The sequence below is a fragment of the Salmonella sp. 2018103 genome (genome assembly GCF_026247685.1).
GTDB lineage: Bacteria > Pseudomonadota > Gammaproteobacteria > Enterobacterales > Enterobacteriaceae > Salmonella > Salmonella enterica.
Genome location: NZ_CP111029.1, coordinates 2,829,752 through 2,846,172 on the forward strand (window position 1 = coordinate 2,829,752; position 16,421 = coordinate 2,846,172).

Consider the following 16,421-nt stretch of genomic DNA (forward strand, 5'->3'; position numbering starts at 1 on the left):
GTAATAAATAATGATGAAGCGCAAAATCCTGGCAGCGGTGATCCCTGCCCTGCTGGCTGCTGCAACTGCAAACGCAGCAGAAATTTATAATAAAGATGGTAATAAGCTGGATCTGTACGGTAAAGCCGTGGGTCGTCACGTATGGACAACGACCGGCGATAGCAAAAATGCCGACCAGACTTATGCCCAGATTGGTTTTAAAGGGGAAACGCAGATTAACACCGATCTGACCGGTTTCGGTCAGTGGGAATACCGTACTAAAGCAGACCGCGCTGAAGGCGAACAGCAGAACTCGAATCTGGTCCGTCTGGCTTTCGCGGGTTTGAAATACGCGGAAGTGGGTTCAATCGATTATGGTCGTAACTACGGTATCGTTTACGATGTTGAATCCTATACCGATATGGCCCCCTACTTCTCCGGCGAAACCTGGGGCGGCGCCTATACCGATAACTACATGACCAGCCGTGCTGGCGGTTTGTTGACCTATCGTAACTCTGACTTCTTTGGTCTGGTGGACGGTCTCTCTTTCGGTATCCAGTATCAGGGTAAAAATCAGGACAACCACAGCATTAACTCTCAGAATGGCGATGGCGTAGGTTACACCATGGCATATGAGTTCGACGGCTTTGGCGTCACCGCAGCGTACAGCAACAGCAAGCGTACTAACGATCAGCAGGATCGCGATGGTAATGGCGATCGCGCAGAGTCATGGGCCGTTGGCGCGAAATATGATGCAAACAACGTCTACCTGGCTGCCGTATATGCTGAAACCCGCAATATGAGCATTGTTGAAAATACGGTTACCGATACCGTGGAAATGGCAAACAAAACGCAGAACCTGGAAGTGGTCGCTCAGTACCAGTTTGACTTCGGCCTGCGTCCGGCAATCTCGTATGTGCAGAGTAAAGGTAAGCAGTTGAACGGCGCCGACGGCTCGGCCGATCTGGCGAAATATATTCAGGCGGGCGCGACTTACTACTTCAACAAAAACATGAACGTATGGGTTGACTACCGTTTCAACCTGCTGGACGAAAACGACTATAGCTCCAGCTACGTTGGCACCGACGATCAGGCGGCTGTCGGTATTACTTACCAGTTCTGATCAGCAGACCCCTTTGTTTTATGCCTCAAAAACAGGACTTCGGTCCTGTTTTTTTATCTCTCTTAGAGAAAATGTGCGTCTTTCAAAAACAGGCGGGCTTTTTAGCGCTAACGGTTGGCATTTTGTAAATCTGCCGTTAACCTGATAGCGGATTTCCCTTCTGTAACTATAATGGAACCTCGTCATGTTTGAGAACATAACCGCCGCTCCTGCCGACCCGATTTTGGGCCTGGCCGATCTGTTTCGCGCCGATGACCGTCCAGGGAAAATTAACCTTGGCATTGGCGTATATAAAGATGAAACCGGCAAAACACCGGTGCTCACCAGCGTTAAAAAAGCCGAGCAGTATTTACTGGAAAATGAAACGACGAAAAACTATCTCGGCATTGACGGGATTCCGGAATTTGCTCGCTGCACTCAGGAACTGCTGTTCGGCAAAGGCAGCGCGCTGATTAACGATAAGCGCGCACGCACGGCGCAAACGCCGGGCGGTACCGGCGCGTTACGCATTGCCGCCGACTTTTTGGCAAAAAATACTCCGGTAAAACGGGTGTGGGTGAGCAACCCCAGCTGGCCGAACCACAAAAGCGTGTTTAACGCTGCCGGCCTGGAAGTTCGGGAGTACGCTTACTACGATGCGGAAAATCACACGCTGGATTTTGAAGCGTTACAAGCCAGCCTGAGCGAAGCTCAGGCCGGCGATGTGGTTCTGTTCCACGGTTGCTGTCATAACCCAACCGGCATTGACCCTACTCTGGAACAGTGGCAGGTTCTGGCTGAGCTTTCCGTTGAAAAAGGGTGGCTGCCGCTATTCGATTTCGCTTACCAGGGCTTTGCCCGCGGCCTGGAAGAAGATGCGGAAGGTCTGCGCGCCTTTGCCGCGCTGCATAAAGAGCTCATTGTCGCCAGCTCCTACTCCAAAAACTTCGGCTTATATAATGAACGAGTCGGCGCCTGCACCCTCGTTGCCGCCGATGCGGAAACCGTGGATCGCGCTTTTAGCCAGATGAAATCCGCCATTCGCGCTAACTACTCCAACCCGCCAGCGCACGGCGCGTCCATCGTCGCGACTATCCTGAGTAATGACGCCCTGCGCGCTATCTGGGAACAGGAACTGACGGATATGCGCCAGCGTATTCAGCGTATGCGTCAACTGTTCGTGAATACCTTGCAGGAAAAAGGCGCGAACCGTGACTTCAGCTTTATTATCAAGCAGAACGGGATGTTCTCATTCAGCGGTCTGACCAAAGATCAGGTGCTGCGTCTGCGTGAAGAGTTCGGCGTTTATGCCGTGGCTTCTGGTCGCGTGAACGTGGCGGGCATGACCCCGGATAATATGGCGCCGCTGTGCGAAGCCATTGTCGCGGTACTGTAAAAAGCTGCCGACTGGCGTGACCGATAAAAAAGCCTGCACATTGCAGGCTTTTTCATTCTGCTTACCAGACCGGCATCTCATCTTGCAGGAAGGGATTATGCAGACGCTCGTACCCGAGCGTAGAGAGCGGGCCGTGGCCAGGAATAAAGGTCACATCATCGCCAAGCGGCAATAATTTACGCTTAATAGCGTCAATCAACTGGGTGTGATCGCCGCGAGGAAAATCGCTGCGCCCGACGCCACCTTTGAAAATCACATCGCCGGAGATCAGCAGTTGCGACTGTTCATCAAAGAAAACCACGTGTCCCGGCGTGTGTCCCGGACAATGTAACACCTGTAACGTCACATTCCCCACGCTGACGCGATCGCCGTCGTTCAACCAGCGATCAGGCGTCAGCGGCTGACACTCATCCAGACCAAACATGCGGCTTTGCGCCGGCAGTCCTTGCAGCCAGAACTCATCTTCTTTTTCCGGACCGATAACAGGAACGCCGTAATGCTGCGCCAGTTCACTCGCCGCGCCGACATGATCGAGATGCCCATGCGTGAGTAAAATTTGCATCAACGTCACGCCGCTGGCGTCCACTTCCTGTTTAATTTTTTCCGCGTCGCCGCCCGGATCGACCAGTGCCGCCAGCCGGGTTTGTTCGCACCAGATTAATGAACAGTTCTGGGAGAACGCGGTGACCGGAATAATACGATAGTTCATACTGCTCCTTTGATTAAGCCTCGCTGATTACCAGTGCCGCGCCGGCCCGGTATCAATATGCACAAAGTTACTACGTGGGTAATATCCTACACCACCTGCGCGCATAGATAACGCCGCTTTGCGAATATTGCTCAGCGCCACGCCCTCAATATGAAAATCCATCGCCTGCCCTTTTGTATGGTAGCTTTTTTTCGCTACGCCGCTGCTACGGGCGCGTAATTCATTATTGGTATCAAGAGAACGGTAGCCCGAGATGAGCTGCACAGGTTTACGCGTCCCTAACAGCCCCTGAAGTCGGTAAAGTTGATCAAACAGGCGGGGATCGATTGATCGGACTTTATTCGCGCGATAGTCACGGAAAAAATGGTTTAACTTTGCTAATTCATCCTGAATATAGGCTCTTCCATCGAAAAACTCCGCCTTGATTGACTCTCCGGTATGGAGATTGTTTAACGTCAAAATGCGCGGGCGTGGGGTCGAGAGTGTGGCAAACGCTGGCGCGGGCAGGATGGCGGCGCCGAGAGCGACACCACCAAGCGCCAGCAGCTTGCGGCGATTAGCGTCAAATTTGTCCATGATAATCAGGTCTACAGGTCAATGTTATCGTTAATACACTTCTACCTTTAAGCAGACATGATACCGGCTGGCACAGACTTCTGAACGGCCCGGTCGACTTAAAGGTTGTTGTATATGCACTTCTGGCGCACGAAAGGCACCTTAACTGCCGATAAAGCCCGCGTCAAGATGGCCCTCCCCCAGCCACAACGGGGGTCTACAGCGAAACGCCCCGTTGAAGCCAAACATTAGGACAACATATTTACCAGAACTTCTTCATTTACCTGATTAATTGTTCAACCTTTGGCACAATTTGTGCGCTGGATCGCGCTGTGAGATCGTAATTGTAAATATCTGTACGATATTGCATACGTCCATCTGCGCCGACAAACGCGGTCAGATAGTAAAGATTTACTGGAATGTTCTGCCGGATATTGACATACCGCGTGTCGCCTTGCTTCAGGGCGCCTGAGATCCGCGCATCGTTCCAGCCAGCATCCTGCAAGAGCATATTCGCCAGTTCAGAGGCCTTATTGACCCGCACGCAGCCGGAACTTAACGCCCTGGCGTCACGCTGAAAGAGATTATGGTTGGGCGTATCGTGCAGATAGATAGCATCTGAACTCGGCATATTAAATTTATAACGCCCCAGCGAATTGTGCGCGCCTGGCGCCTGCTGGAAACGGAACGGAAGATTCGATGGCGTAATGGTGGCCCAGTCAACCTGCCACGGATCGATCGCTTCTTTGCTGTTCCAGCCGCGCATCACGGTGTAGCCATGACGCTCCAGATAGCCTGGGTCATTCCACACCTTCGGTAAAATGTCTTTACGCGCAAGCGTGGGCGGAACGTTCCACGGCGGGTTCACCACCACATTATTCAGCGCGCTGCTCATCATCGGCGTTTTACGATCGGGACGCCCGACGATCACCCTCGAAGCCAGCACCTGGTTGCCATTCTGATAGTAGACCAGCGAATAAGCGGGAATGTTTACCATAATACCGGTAGAGAGTTCCGCCGGCAGCAGGCGTAAACGTTGGATATTCAGTGCCAGTACGCCTGCGCGTTGCGCGGGAGTCATATTAAGCCAGTTACGCGTCGCCGGACCAATAACGCCATCCGCCCCCAGCCCTTGCCATGCCTGAAAACGCTTTACCGCCTCGACCAGTTCACGATCGTAGGCGCGTGCCGCCGGAGCCGGCTTACTACGGCGGGCCGTTTGTTCGTCGACCGGCTGCGCCACCGATGTTTCGTCGACCACGGCGGAGGGGCTGACGACGGCGCTATCAGCAGTGTTATCGCCGGGTAAGGCTATCTTTGGACCGCCATCCAGCATCCCCGTACGCTGTAATATTTCGCGCAGCGCAGGCACATCGTTACTCCATTGCCCCGGGCGCAGCGTTGCGGTATTGGCCAACTGCGGCCACGGGCGAGAGTCCGCCACCAGCTTCAGTAGCGCGTCATGCATGGGCGCATACTGTGGATGCTGCGGCGCCAGGCTGGCGACAAACATCGGCAACTGGCCCTCTTCCAGCGCTATTTGCCACTGGTTAATCACCGAGACTGGCGGCGTCGCCAATGCGTAAGGTTTGTTGCTATATAACCAGCGCTGGCCTTTGACGGGGATATTCGCAATGAAATGGAGATAGCCCATCATGGCGTCTGACAACACAACATCGCGCGCCATACCGTTTACGGCGGGATCGGTCAACAATGCCACCCAGGCGGTAAACTGCGGCTGGAATCCGGCAATCGCCACCTCCGCCAACTGTTGCTGGAAGGCTTTCACCGCATCGCGATTATCCCACATGGGCTTCATGTCGCGCGCGGCATACAGCAATGTCAGTTGGCTCATATAGACCGGCGTATAGCCGGAAGGAAGCTGCGACTGTAAATCAGCCCGGACTTTCTCGGCTGAAACGCCCTCCGGCAGCGGCTGAATCCCGGCCATAATCGCCGTCGCGGCGGATTGCTTCTGCGGCCCAGCCTGATCCGTCGCGGCAACGGCGCTATCGCCAGGTATCATTTCAGGCTCATCGGCCTGCGCATTGAACAGTGGAGCGAATGTTACGGCCAGGCATAAACTGATTGCCGACAGACAACGACCACACATCTTATTAAGCAACATCCCTTGCCCCCTGTTTTCGTTATCATACTCCGCATGACTGTGCTGCCCGCAGCGCGGGTCAACCGCAACCAATGCTTTTGTTTAGTATGACGAGTCAGCCTGCTCACTCGTCAGGCTTAACTCCAGTATATAAAGTTCGTTACGTTTTTGCCTAACCTAATGTAAAGAAGTTTAAAGAAAATGCACTACCCGGAGAGATTTTTCAGATAAAGAAAAAGGCGGCTTTCGCCGCCCCAGGCTAATGATAAAGCAGAACTTGTTGCGCCGGATGGCAGCCTAACCGACTTATCCGGCCTTGCCTGATAAGCGAGGCGCCATCGGGCACTTCATTATTTCTGCCGTATTTAACTCGCTTCTGAAGGCGTATCTTCCGTCTGCGTACCGGGAAGCGTTTCCGGAAGCTGCGGCGCAAAGCCACGCAGCCCGACAACATGAACATGCTCAGTATTCTGAAACACTTTACGCACCAGCTTATAGGTCGTGCCCTTCTCCGGACTGATGTTTTCCGGCGCGGCGATGATGAGCTGCATCTGCAAACGTTCGCATAGTTCAAACAGCGTGGCGATAGAGCGCGCATCCAGACGCGCCGCTTCATCGAGGAACAGCAGGCGACATGGCGAAATATCTTTCCCGCGCAGTCTGCGCGCTTCGTCTTCCCAGCTTTGCACCACCATCACCAGAATTGACATCCCGGTCCCGATAGCTTCACCCGTGGATAGCGCGCCGGATTCCGCACGCAGCCAGCCGTCGGACCCACGGTTAACTTCAACTTCCATTTCCAGATAGTTACGGTAGTCCAGCAACTCCTCGCCGATGGTCTGCGGCGTGCGTTGCCCCATATCGATCTGCGGATTCAGGCGCTGGTACAGTTTCGCCAACGCTTCAGAGAAGGTCAGACGATTGCTGTTAAACAGATCCTGGTGCTGCTCCTGCTGTTCTGAAAGCACATCCAGCAAGGTAGCATGCGTTTCACGCACGTTGACGTTTAACCGCACGCTATTCACCTGGCCAAACGAGACGCTTTGCAACCCCTGGTTCAGCATACGGATACGGTTCTGCTCACGCTGGATAGTCTTGCGGATAATGTTTGCCACGCTGCGGGAACTGATCGCCAGCTTTTGCTCACGCGATGTCAGCTCTTCCGTCAGACGGCTCAGCTCAATCTCCATTTGTTCAATGGCTTCAACCGGATCGTCGGTACGAATAATATCCTGACGAATACGTTCGCGCAGATGCTGGTAAACGGCCACAAAGAACTGGATTTTACGTTCCGGGCGTTTCGGATCTTCCGACAGGCGCAATACGTCGCGCAGATGTTCGTTATCCGCGACGGCCAGTCGCAGCGCGCCCAACGCCTTATCCGACATGGAGCGCAGTTCATCCGCCGACAGATAAGCCAGCTCACGACGGTGCAGACGGCGTTCCACGCCATTGTCTTTCACCATCCGCATGACTGCGCACCAGCCGGCTTTCGCGGTCACGACCTGCTCGCGCATTTCATGATAATCACGCTCCAGCTTGCGCAGCTTACGGGTCAGGTTCTCCATCTCCGCTTCGCAGAAGGTGAGCGCTTTCTCAAGCTGATTGCGACGCGAACGGTTATTGCTCAACTGGGCGTGCAGTTCATCGCGACGCTGGCGGGCGCGTTCTTCCGCCCCGCTGTCGGCGCGAACGCCAATATCCTGTAATTCACGCTGCAAATCGTTAAGCAGCTCTTTTTTCGTGTCGTAAGAGCTTTTTAGCGAGGCCAGGACCTGGCTGTACTGACTTAACTGCGCGGCATGGCTGCGCAGCGCTTCGCGGGCGCGGGTACGCTCGGCTTCCGCCTGCTCCAGCCGCTGGCGCAGCTTTTCGTTGAGATCGCTGTTGCCGCTCAACATTTCCGCCGAGTCGGAATAGCTGAAATGCGCCCGACGTTCGACGACTTCAGCCAGCGCAAAAGCCTGCTGGCGCGCGTCGCGCTGCATTTGCTGCGACCATGCATAGTCTTCTTTTAACTGCTCAAACTGTTCCGGATCGCTTTGCAGAACGGAAACCACCGGCTCCAGTTTGGCTAACTGGTTGCCATATTGCTGCACAAATCGCGCCGCTTCCTGCGCCTCATCCAACCGTTCCTGAATTTCATCGACCCGATCGGCCAGCGTTTCATCGGCCAATAAATTCAGCCGCGGCAGCAAACGGTTAAGCGCGGAAACGCCCTCTTTCGCCTGCTCAAACTGAATACGCTGCTGCTGGTTGTCGCTTTCATGCGTCGCCAGCGCGCGCTCCAGCTCGACGCGACGCCCGTTCAGTCGGCGAATTTCCGCTTCCGGATCGTCCTCAAAAGCGACGGAAAGGTGGCTGCCGATAAAACGGCTGAACGCCTGGTGCAAACGCTGGGTTTTCTGCACGTCAAACGAGAGCGTGGCAAAGCGCTCGGAAAGCACTTCCCGTTCCGCATGGAGACTTTCAATACGGTTCTCGCGCGCCGCGCGGCCAAAAATAGGCAGCGACGGGAAACGCGAATAACGCCACTGACGGTCGGCAATTTTCACGACCACCGCCTTTTCCAGCTCGTCAACGCTGAATACGCTGTCATCAAAAGACTGCGGATCGCCTTCGATCAGGTACAGATCTTCCGGGCAGTCGGTCAGACCTTCAAGCTGTTCGGCTATTTGCGATAAATCCGGTACGACGATCGCATGGCGCGACGGGCCATACAGTGCGGAAAAGTACGGCGCATCTTCAAGGCTGACATCATCGTAGATTTCCGACAGCAGTACCCCGCCAAAACGCTCCGCCAGCGCATTCAAACGCTGGTCTTCCGCGCCGCCCGGCTGGCTTAAACGTTCGATCTCTTCATCAACCGCATTTTTACGCGCGCCCACTTCGTCGCGTTCGACAATGGCTTCGCGCTCACGCTCCAGTAGCTGTTGCAGGTATTCGGTCACTTCCTGGCTGGACGTAAACTCCTCACCGCACTGTTCGCTAAGCTGGTTCAGACTGTTTTGCGCCGCCAGCCAGACGGGCGCACGCCGCATCAGATGTTGAATACGCGACTGAAGCTGCTCCTGCTCCTGACGCAAGGCCATGCGCTGTTCGCTGGCTGACGATACGCTATCAGACAAGGACGCGATGCGGGCTTCCAGCTCCTGATGCAGCGCTTCCAGTTCGTCAATATCAAAATTTTTGCCCTGTCGCTTACAGAACTCAGCCAGCAGACGTTCCGCCTCTTGCTGCTCGCGCAGCCGCTGTTCCAGTTCGCTCAGGCGCATCCGCAGCGGCTGTACCTGTTCCGCCAGATGACGCTGGTTCACGCCGTCCCGTAACAGCTCGCGCGCCACGTCCCAGGCTTCGCTACGTGCCAGCGGGCCGTTGATCGCCGCCACCAGCTGATAAGCCTGCTCAAACTGGCTGTGCGCGGTTTGCGCCACGCTCATTTTTTGTTCCAACGACAACAGTTTTTCCGTAGCTTCCTGCTCTTTTGCCTGGAAAGTATCCAGCCATTCGGCGGCGCTTTCCGGCGTTAGATCCGGCAGATGGCAAAGTTCTTTAGCGCGGGCGAGCGCTGATATCGCCTGGTTATACTGAATCGCGCGCGTTTGCTGTACATCCAGCGCCTGCTGGTAATCCGCAAGCTGGCTTTTGAGTTCATCGACTTCCAGCTCGGCGGCTTCGGCACGCGCTTCATTTTCGTCCTGCATTTCGGCGGCTTCCGCCACCACTTCATTTTGCTCTTCGAGTCGAATCTGCAGCTCTTCAAGATCCGCTTCGTAGCGTTCAATTTTTTCCTGCTGGCGCAGCGCGGTTTGCACCAGATTCAGGTGATCGCTCGCCGCCTGATAATCCGCTTCCAGAGAACCTTCGGCGCCGTTATGTTCGCCCAACTCACGGGCCATATCGACGTGCTTGTACTGCTCCGCCGCCAATTGTTTGCGCGATGTGTACAGTTCGCGTCGAAACGCCAACGCCTGATCAAGGTGAACCCGACGCTCATTGGCGTGGCGCATATAATCCGCCGCCACATAATCGGTGGCTTCGCTGATCAAATGCTTAAACAGATCGCGATCGGATTGGGTAACACGAATCGCTTCCAGCGTGAGTCGGTTCTCGCGCAGCGCCGCTTCCATATCCTGGAACGCCTTGCGCACGCCGCTGTTTTCCGGCAATAAATAATCGCGTAGCGATCGGGTAATGGCGCTGGAGATCCCGCCGTACAGCGAGGCCTCTATCAAACGATAGAATTTACTACGATCGGAAGCGGAGCGCAGACGACGGGCGATAATCCCTAAGTCAAACATCAGCGAATGATAATCGGTGATGGAGTTAAACTGCTTAAACTGCACGCCTTCCATCTCGTCAAGCTTGTCTTTCAACTCAGCAAGCGACAGTACGCGCGCCTGACGTTCGTTTAATGTCTCCGTCACCAGTTGTGTCGGCTGTACCGACATCGGCAGCCCCTGGATAGCAAACGGTTTGATGTCCACTTTGCGATCGCGCCCAGCGACCTGCTGCAGACGCACGCCGACCACCACCCGCTGATGGCGGGAATTAATGGTGTCGAGCATGGAGTAACAGACGCCCGCCTTCAGCTTACCGTGCAGACCTTTATCGCGCGAACCGCTGGTGGCGCCGGCTTCCGTGGTGTTACGAAAGTGCAGTAATGTAAGATCCGGGATCAGCGCCGTGACGAACGCCGCCATCGTCGTGGATTTCCCGGCGCCGTTGCCCCCGGATAACGTCGTGACCAGTTCATCCAGGTCAAAAGTACGGGCAAAAAAACCGTTCCAGTTAATCAGCGTTAGCGAGCGAAATTTACCGCGTTCAATCATTATTCTTCCTCTCCACTGTCCGGCTGACTCTCTTCGGTCTCATCATTAAGTTGCAGATGGTTTTCAATGGGCATCGCTTCCCCGTCGCGGATGAGACGACGCTGCGCCTCGCGAGGATCGTCGCCGGTGCGGACATCCGCGCCAAAGCGGAAGACCGATTCGGTAATGCGGAATTTGCTGCTGTCGTGGCCCATAAACCATACCATGCCCAAACGACGCAGGCGGTTTAAAGAAGAACGCACCTTTTCCTGCAGTTTCTGACGATCAACGTCAGATCCCGTCGAGCGGTTATTCACCAGCTTTAGCAGTTTGGCTTCGTCCGCAAGGGTAAGCAGCTCGTCGTACAACTCCTGCTGAGTAAAGATCCCTTCGTTGGCCAGACGCTCCGGGCTAAGATAGAGGTAGCAGAGAATTTTACCGACCATCATATCCAGTTCGGATAACACCGAGCGCGGGATAAGCGTGGTAGAACGCGGACGCAGGTAGAAGAACCCCTCCGGCGCGCGAATCAGTTCCACGTTATAACGCGCGTAAAACTCTTCCAGGTATTCCTGAAAATCCATCAGAAAGGCATGATTATCCAGTTCGTCCAGCCCGATGTGGCGGCCCGAACGTAATGCGCTATCCAGCGCCGGAAATAACGGATTCGCCAGCGCCTGCGCCAGCTTAACCGGCATCACTTGTTCAATATTTGTCAATGACATGCGCCTGTACCTTGGCTCCGTAATCATTAATCGGCTGCCATTTGGCTGGCAGCCCGGTGAAATCTGCTTGCGCTACGCCAAGACGTACCGCTTGATCGATAACAATACGCGCCACGTCGAAATGACGCGCGCGCGGGTATTGCGCCAGATACTCGCGCACCACCAGCCCAAGATCCAGTGGCGTTTGTCTGGTTTTGTAGATAGCCAGCTGTTCTTCAATGATGGCCGCTAACTGCTCGCGGATCTCGTTAAACTCTTCATATTCCAGATCCGGCGGCAACTCCCCGGTGACTTCATCGTCACGCAACGCCATCTCTTCATCGCGCATATCCAGCAGACGATCGGCATTCGCGTAGGTTAGCGCCCACGGATCGTCAAAATAAGTCTGTACGGACTGGCGCAACCGCTGGGCGAAGACACGGTTTTTATCCATATCGATCGCGGTACGGATAAATTTATGCACGTGACGATCGTAGCCGATCCATAAATCAATAGACTGCTGACCCCAACTGATAATGCGGTCGAGTTTACTTTGTAAGTCAAACACCAGCCTGTCGACAAAATGCAGATCGTCGTGCGTCATCGTGGCATCCTGAATGCGCAGCAGGTTAGCCTGCAGCTTATCGCCCGCCGCCTCCAGCGTATCCTGCAACTCGCGCAGCGTACCGGACGTTTCGGAAAGCAGCAGTTCACAGCTGGAAATCGCCGCCCGCCAGTCTTTATTCAGCAGTTGTGCGATATCGTCTTTCACCTGCTGCTGCTGTTCATCCATGATGCGCTGGGTCAGATCGATACTGTCGAAAATCTCCGCCACCGAATATTTCAATGGCGCGTAAACGTTGCGATGCCAGTGGAACTCATCGCCACCCTCCGCTGCCGCATCCGCCGCGCGCTTCAATTCGCCGGCCACAATCGACAACTGCATAGAAAGACGCAGCGTAGAGAATTCGCGTTGACGAATGTAGTAATCGGTGATGCCAATCCCGAGCGGGGTTAATCGGTAAATCGCATTGCCTTCCGCCTGCTCGCTGGTAAAGCGGTTCAGCAGACGTTGACGCACCATATCGTTAATCGCGTTGTTCGCGCGCACGCCGATGGTTTCGCTGGTTTGCTCAAACGCATCACTCACATGGCGGAATGCATCCACCAGCTCGCCTTCACTCATCTCGCCGTCAAGGCGTTCGCCGTTCAACGTGGCGACCGCCAGCAGAAAGGAAAGTCTGTCTACCGGCAGCGAGATGGAAAAGTCGTTTTTTCTGGCCCAGGCAACCAGTTCGGGGACTGTCTGGGAAAATTCACTCATAGGTTATCCTTGCATCTGCGGCTAGCGCCGGGCTTTTAATCGCGGTGACATGAATGTAGCGCCCAAGGCTAATATACGGCTCCTGGCGGCAATAACGCGTTTCCAGTTCGACCAGGGTCTCATAACAGTCACGCTGCTGGTGTTTTTCACGCAGATAATCATGAAACACACGCACGCCGGTTTTACCGGTAATCTGCCAGCCAATCGCCTCCAGCCACTGGTACACCTGCGCGGGGTCGCGCGGGTAGTCAGGCGACAGCGTACGCTTCTTGCGTTTAGGCATCCCCGCCTGCACGTAGTCAAAATTACCCGCCACCATATTGTGCATCAGCAAACCGTTAGCGTTATAGAACATCAACGACAGCGCGCCGCCAGGGCGCAATACTGACCAGAGCGTTTCTAATACGCCGACAGGATCGGCTACCCACTCCAGCACAGCATGAAACAATATCAGATCAACCGGGCTTTCCAAATGCGAAGCGACGTCCTGAGCCGGGCATTGTATAAAATGCATGTCTTTGCTCACACCTTTTGCCTCGGCCGCCTGCCGCGCGCGGGCGATCATTTCGCCAGACAGATCGCATAACGTCACCTGATGGCCGCGTTCCGCCATCTTAATCGCCGTTTGCCCTTCGCCGCCGCCGGCATCCAGTACCCGCAGTTTTCGCCCGCCAATCTCCTCCAGCACGCGATCCAGGTCTTGCCACAGAATGGCTTGCCGTAGTTGTCCTTTGGTCGTGCCGTAAATGTTACGGGAAAACTTTTCAGCAATGTCATCAAAATTGCGATCCTGCATCGGACTCTCCACAGGCTGGCTTAGGCGTTATCTGATAAAACCGCTATTTTGTCACAGCCGCGGCCAGAATGAACCTGTCTGGTGTAATATCACCGTTAATCCTCCGCTATATGGTTAAAAAAGGAACCAAAAAGGATGCTTTTTACGCTAAAGAAAGTGATTGGCGGTATGTTATTGCCGCTTCCGCTGATGTTGCTGATGATTGGCGTCGGCCTGGCGCTGGTCTGGTTTAGCCGCTTTCAGAAGACCGGAAAAGTATTTATCAGCGTAGGTTGGCTGGCGCTATTGCTATTAAGCCTGCAACCCGTCTCTGACCATTTGCTGCGCCCAATAGAAAACCGCTACCCTACCTGGCAGGGTCCGCAAAAGGTGGAATATATTGTGGTTCTCGGCGGCGGCTATACCTGGAACCCGCAGTGGGCGCCGAGCTCCAATTTAATTAACAATAGCTTACCGCGGCTGGCGGAAGGCATTCGGCTGTGGCGTGCGAATCCGGGAGCAAAGCTGATTTTTACCGGCGGCGTAGCAAAAACCAATACGGTAAGCACGGCGGAAGTCGGTGCGCGGGTGGCGCAGTCGCTGGGCGTACCGCGTAACGATATTATTACGCTGGATAAGCCAAAAGATACGGAAGAAGAAGCCGCCGCCGTTAAGCAGGCCATCGGCGACGCCCCTTTCCTGTTGGTAACCTCCGCCTCGCATTTGCCGCGTGCGATGATTTTCTTTCAGCATGCCGGGCTGAATCCGCTTCCCGCACCGGCGAATCAGTTGGCGATCGATTCGCCGCTCAATCCCTGGGAGCGGGCAATTCCGTCCCCGGTCTGGCTGATGCACAGCGATCGCGCTGGGTATGAAACATTAGGGCGACTTTGGCAATGGCTGAAAGGCATATCAGGCAAGCCAGGGGAGTAATGATTTCGCCGCCAGATCAAAATTGGTACGGTTAAAACGTCCGGTATTGACCAATTGCGCAACCTCGTCCCACAGCACATAGAGCCAACGCCGCCAGATGAAGGACTCCGCCACTGGCGCGCGTTGCAGATAATGCCAAAGCAATCCCTCCGCCAATGGATTATCCATCAGGCGAAACAGTTCGAACTCTCTCGGCGCCCACAGCATCAGCCCGGGGCCGACCATCGCCAGAAGCTGATCGCTACGGGCGTCTTTAAGCATACTGCGCAGGCAGAAGTTGCCATGCACCAGTACGCAGTTGTCGTTAAACCCTTCAAATAACGAAGGAAGACATTCTCTGGTACGAAACAGAATGCGTTTGTCCTGCATCGTCAGGCCAGTATTGCTGAACTGATTTAGCGTCGTCCACAGCACCTCCACCCGCTGACGATACCAGGAAGGCCAGATATTCTCCTGAGTATGGTCTACGGCACCCACGCAACCGCGGCTATCCTGCCGATGCCAGGCTAACAGCCCTTCGACAATCTGATCTTTTAGCTGTTCCCAGCGTTCCGGAGTGCGCGCCGGCGCCTCGACCGGCACACCGCGCAGTCGTTCCAGTAGCAGCACATCCGGACCAGGATGCTCTTCATGCGTCAATACGCCATAGATTACCGGCATCCTCACCGTACCGCTACGCGCCAGCATTGAGGTTTTCCATGCCAGTTGCTGCGCAACGCCGGGAGTGGTAAAACTTCGCGCCATCAGCGGCATCGGAATGCCCTGGCTGTCATATAATGACCACAATGCGGAATCCGCTTTCTCATTCACGCACTCTATACGGCTAAGTTTTTCACCCAACAAATGACTGAGTTCGGCCCGCAACTGTTCCATTCCAGATTACCCCCATTAGTGCTACTGCTTTAATAATGAGCGTCGTATGGACAGATGTCACCCGTATCAGATCAAGGGAAGAAAAGAAAAATGAGGAAAATCGTAACGGTACGAGAAAACCGCCACTGATGAGCAAACGTGAGTATTCATCTTTGCGCTATCATACCGCGCTGTTCATGACCGTCTAAGACGATCATGAACAGGATCATGTTAACGCATTTCAGCGCGCACGCGCTCCAGGTCGTCGGCGGTGTCTACGCCCGTGCCGGGCACCGCTTTGGCGACGGCGACATGAATTTTTTCGCCGTACCACAGCACACGGAGTTGCTCCAGCATTTCAATATGTTCCAGCGGGCTGGGTTGCCAGCTCACGTAACGGCGGATAAAACCCGCGCGATAGCCATAAATGCCCAGGTGACGAAGGCAAGTATCCCCTACCGTTTCCAGGCTTTTTGCAAAGCGGTCGCGATCCCAGGGAATCGTCGCCCGAGAAAAGTAAAGCGCATAGCCTTCGGCATCCAGCACAACTTTTACCGCATTCGGGTTAAACGCTTCTTCGGCGCTGTGAATCGGCACCGCCAGCGTCGCCATACCAACCTGGCGCTGCGCCAGATTTTCCGCGACCTGGCGAATAATAACCGCCGGGATCATCGGCTCATCGCCCTGAACGTTCACAATAACGGTATCGTCGCTGAATCCGCACTTCTCTACCACTTCCGCCAACCGTTCGGTGCCGGACTGGTGATCGGCGCGCGTCATGCACACTTCGCCGCCAGCCGCTTCTACCGCACGAGCCACGTCTTCATGATCGGTCGCGACAATAATGCGTTCCGCGCCAGATTCGCGCGCCCGCTCCAGGACATGAACAATCATGGGCTTACCATTAATATCCACTAATGGTTTGCCTGGCAGTCGGGTAGATGAAAAACGGGCCGGAATGATGACGACGAAACTCATGATTTACTCTCATCAGATGTCAGGGAGCGAGCTTCATTTTCCAGCAATACAGGAATGCCGTCGCGTAACGGGAAAGCGAGATTATCCAGTTTGCAAATTAATTCTTGCTTTTCCTGGTTATACCAGAGTTTGCCGTTACATACCGGGCAGGCGATGATTTCAAGCAGACGATGATCCATAGTTCCTCCAGATGGAC

Annotated in this window: 13 protein-coding genes; 3 read left to right on the forward strand and 10 right to left on the reverse strand. The window is 54.7% G+C overall.

Features of this window, described 5'->3' with window-relative positions:
• Window positions 1-10 precede the first annotated feature (10 nt).
• Both ompF and aspC read left to right on the forward strand, forming a co-directional pair.
• The gene (gene ompF, locus OLG56_RS13850) at window positions 11-1,102 is read left to right on the forward strand and encodes a porin OmpF (protein WP_000977709.1); all 1,092 of its coding nucleotides are present in this window, start codon (window positions 11-13) and stop codon (window positions 1,100-1,102) included.
• A gap of 184 nt (window positions 1,103-1,286) precedes the next feature.
• On the forward strand, window positions 1,287-2,477 hold the full coding sequence (gene aspC / locus OLG56_RS13855; RefSeq protein ID WP_000462653.1) for an aspartate transaminase: 1,191 nt from the start codon (window positions 1,287-1,289) through the stop codon (window positions 2,475-2,477).
• 61 nt (window positions 2,478-2,538) lie between these two features.
• Here the strand turns inward: aspC and OLG56_RS13860 are convergent, their stop codons facing one another.
• From OLG56_RS13860 to cmoM, 7 genes are all read right to left on the reverse strand, one after another.
• Complete coding sequence (locus tag OLG56_RS13860) at window positions 2,539-3,186, reverse strand: MBL fold metallo-hydrolase (RefSeq protein ID WP_001109471.1); 648 nt, start codon at window positions 3,184-3,186, stop codon at window positions 2,539-2,541.
• A 27-nt stretch (window positions 3,187-3,213) separates the two neighbouring features.
• Window positions 3,214-3,762: a peptidoglycan L,D-endopeptidase MepK gene (gene mepK, locus OLG56_RS13865; protein ID WP_000357052.1), complete on the reverse strand. Its 549-nt coding sequence runs from the start codon at window positions 3,760-3,762 to the stop codon at window positions 3,214-3,216.
• Window positions 3,763-4,021: 259 nt separating this feature from the next.
• On the reverse strand, window positions 4,022-5,869 hold the full coding sequence (gene ldtD, locus OLG56_RS13870) for a L,D-transpeptidase (protein WP_042949468.1): 1,848 nt from the start codon (window positions 5,867-5,869) through the stop codon (window positions 4,022-4,024).
• Between the two features lie 344 nt (window positions 5,870-6,213).
• Complete coding sequence (gene mukB / locus OLG56_RS13875; RefSeq protein WP_061377404.1) at window positions 6,214-10,680, reverse strand: chromosome partition protein MukB; 4,467 nt, start codon at window positions 10,678-10,680, stop codon at window positions 6,214-6,216.
• The gene (gene mukE / locus OLG56_RS13880) at window positions 10,680-11,384 is read right to left on the reverse strand and encodes a chromosome partition protein MukE (protein WP_000060027.1); all 705 of its coding nucleotides are present in this window, start codon (window positions 11,382-11,384) and stop codon (window positions 10,680-10,682) included. Before mukE ends, mukB begins: the two co-directional genes overlap by 1 nt.
• The gene (gene mukF, locus OLG56_RS13885; RefSeq protein WP_001288828.1) at window positions 11,365-12,687 is read right to left on the reverse strand and encodes a chromosome partition protein MukF; all 1,323 of its coding nucleotides are present in this window, start codon (window positions 12,685-12,687) and stop codon (window positions 11,365-11,367) included. The genes mukE and mukF overlap by 20 nt, the downstream gene beginning before the upstream one ends.
• Window positions 12,680-13,483, reverse strand: a complete 804-nt coding sequence (cmoM, locus tag OLG56_RS13890; protein WP_001154025.1) for a tRNA uridine 5-oxyacetic acid(34) methyltransferase CmoM — start codon at window positions 13,481-13,483, stop codon at window positions 12,680-12,682. Before cmoM ends, mukF begins: the two co-directional genes overlap by 8 nt.
• Window positions 13,484-13,618: 135 nt before the next feature.
• Here cmoM and elyC point away from each other — a divergent pair, with 135 nt between their 5' ends.
• On the forward strand, window positions 13,619-14,395 hold the full coding sequence (elyC, locus tag OLG56_RS13895) for an envelope biogenesis factor ElyC (RefSeq protein ID WP_000899567.1): 777 nt from the start codon (window positions 13,619-13,621) through the stop codon (window positions 14,393-14,395).
• On the opposite strand, the gene OLG56_RS13900 is transcribed toward elyC, so the two are convergent.
• The 3 genes from OLG56_RS13900 to ycaR form a co-directional block, all read right to left on the reverse strand.
• The gene (locus tag OLG56_RS13900; RefSeq protein WP_000436888.1) at window positions 14,375-15,268 is read right to left on the reverse strand and encodes a YcbJ family phosphotransferase; all 894 of its coding nucleotides are present in this window, start codon (window positions 15,266-15,268) and stop codon (window positions 14,375-14,377) included. The genes elyC and OLG56_RS13900 overlap by 21 nt on opposite strands.
• A 210-nt stretch (window positions 15,269-15,478) precedes the next feature.
• The gene (gene kdsB / locus OLG56_RS13905; protein ID WP_000011576.1) at window positions 15,479-16,225 is read right to left on the reverse strand and encodes a 3-deoxy-manno-octulosonate cytidylyltransferase; all 747 of its coding nucleotides are present in this window, start codon (window positions 16,223-16,225) and stop codon (window positions 15,479-15,481) included.
• Window positions 16,222-16,404, reverse strand: coding sequence for a protein YcaR (ycaR, locus tag OLG56_RS13910; protein WP_000350056.1), 183 nt, complete (start codon window positions 16,402-16,404; stop codon window positions 16,222-16,224). The genes kdsB and ycaR overlap by 4 nt, the downstream gene beginning before the upstream one ends.
• Window positions 16,405-16,421 lie beyond the last annotated feature (17 nt).

Bases quoted from the DNA above. Each gene is read 5' to 3' on its own strand.
- ldtD (WP_042949468.1), bottom strand. From the start codon at position 5,869: ATGTTGCTTAATAAGATGTGTGGTCGTTGTCTGTCGGCAATCAGTTTA.
- mukB (WP_061377404.1), bottom strand. From the start codon at position 10,680: ATGATTGAACGCGGTAAATTTCGCTCGCTAACGCTGATTAACTGGAAC.
- OLG56_RS13900 (WP_000436888.1), bottom strand. From the start codon at position 15,268: ATGGAACAGTTGCGGGCCGAACTCAGTCATTTGTTGGGTGAAAAACTT.
- elyC (WP_000899567.1), top strand. From the start codon at position 13,619: ATGCTTTTTACGCTAAAGAAAGTGATTGGCGGTATGTTATTGCCGCTT.
- ompF (WP_000977709.1), top strand. From the start codon at position 11: ATGATGAAGCGCAAAATCCTGGCAGCGGTGATCCCTGCCCTGCTGGCT.
- ycaR (WP_000350056.1), bottom strand. From the start codon at position 16,404: ATGGATCATCGTCTGCTTGAAATCATCGCCTGCCCGGTATGTAACGGC.
- aspC (WP_000462653.1), top strand. From the start codon at position 1,287: ATGTTTGAGAACATAACCGCCGCTCCTGCCGACCCGATTTTGGGCCTG.
- mukE (WP_000060027.1), bottom strand. From the start codon at position 11,384: ATGTCATTGACAAATATTGAACAAGTGATGCCGGTTAAGCTGGCGCAG.
- cmoM (WP_001154025.1), bottom strand. From the start codon at position 13,483: ATGCAGGATCGCAATTTTGATGACATTGCTGAAAAGTTTTCCCGTAAC.
- kdsB (WP_000011576.1), bottom strand. From the start codon at position 16,225: ATGAGTTTCGTCGTCATCATTCCGGCCCGTTTTTCATCTACCCGACTG.
- mukF (WP_001288828.1), bottom strand. From the start codon at position 12,687: ATGAGTGAATTTTCCCAGACAGTCCCCGAACTGGTTGCCTGGGCCAGA.
- OLG56_RS13860 (WP_001109471.1), bottom strand. From the start codon at position 3,186: ATGAACTATCGTATTATTCCGGTCACCGCGTTCTCCCAGAACTGTTCA.
- mepK (WP_000357052.1), bottom strand. From the start codon at position 3,762: ATGGACAAATTTGACGCTAATCGCCGCAAGCTGCTGGCGCTTGGTGGT.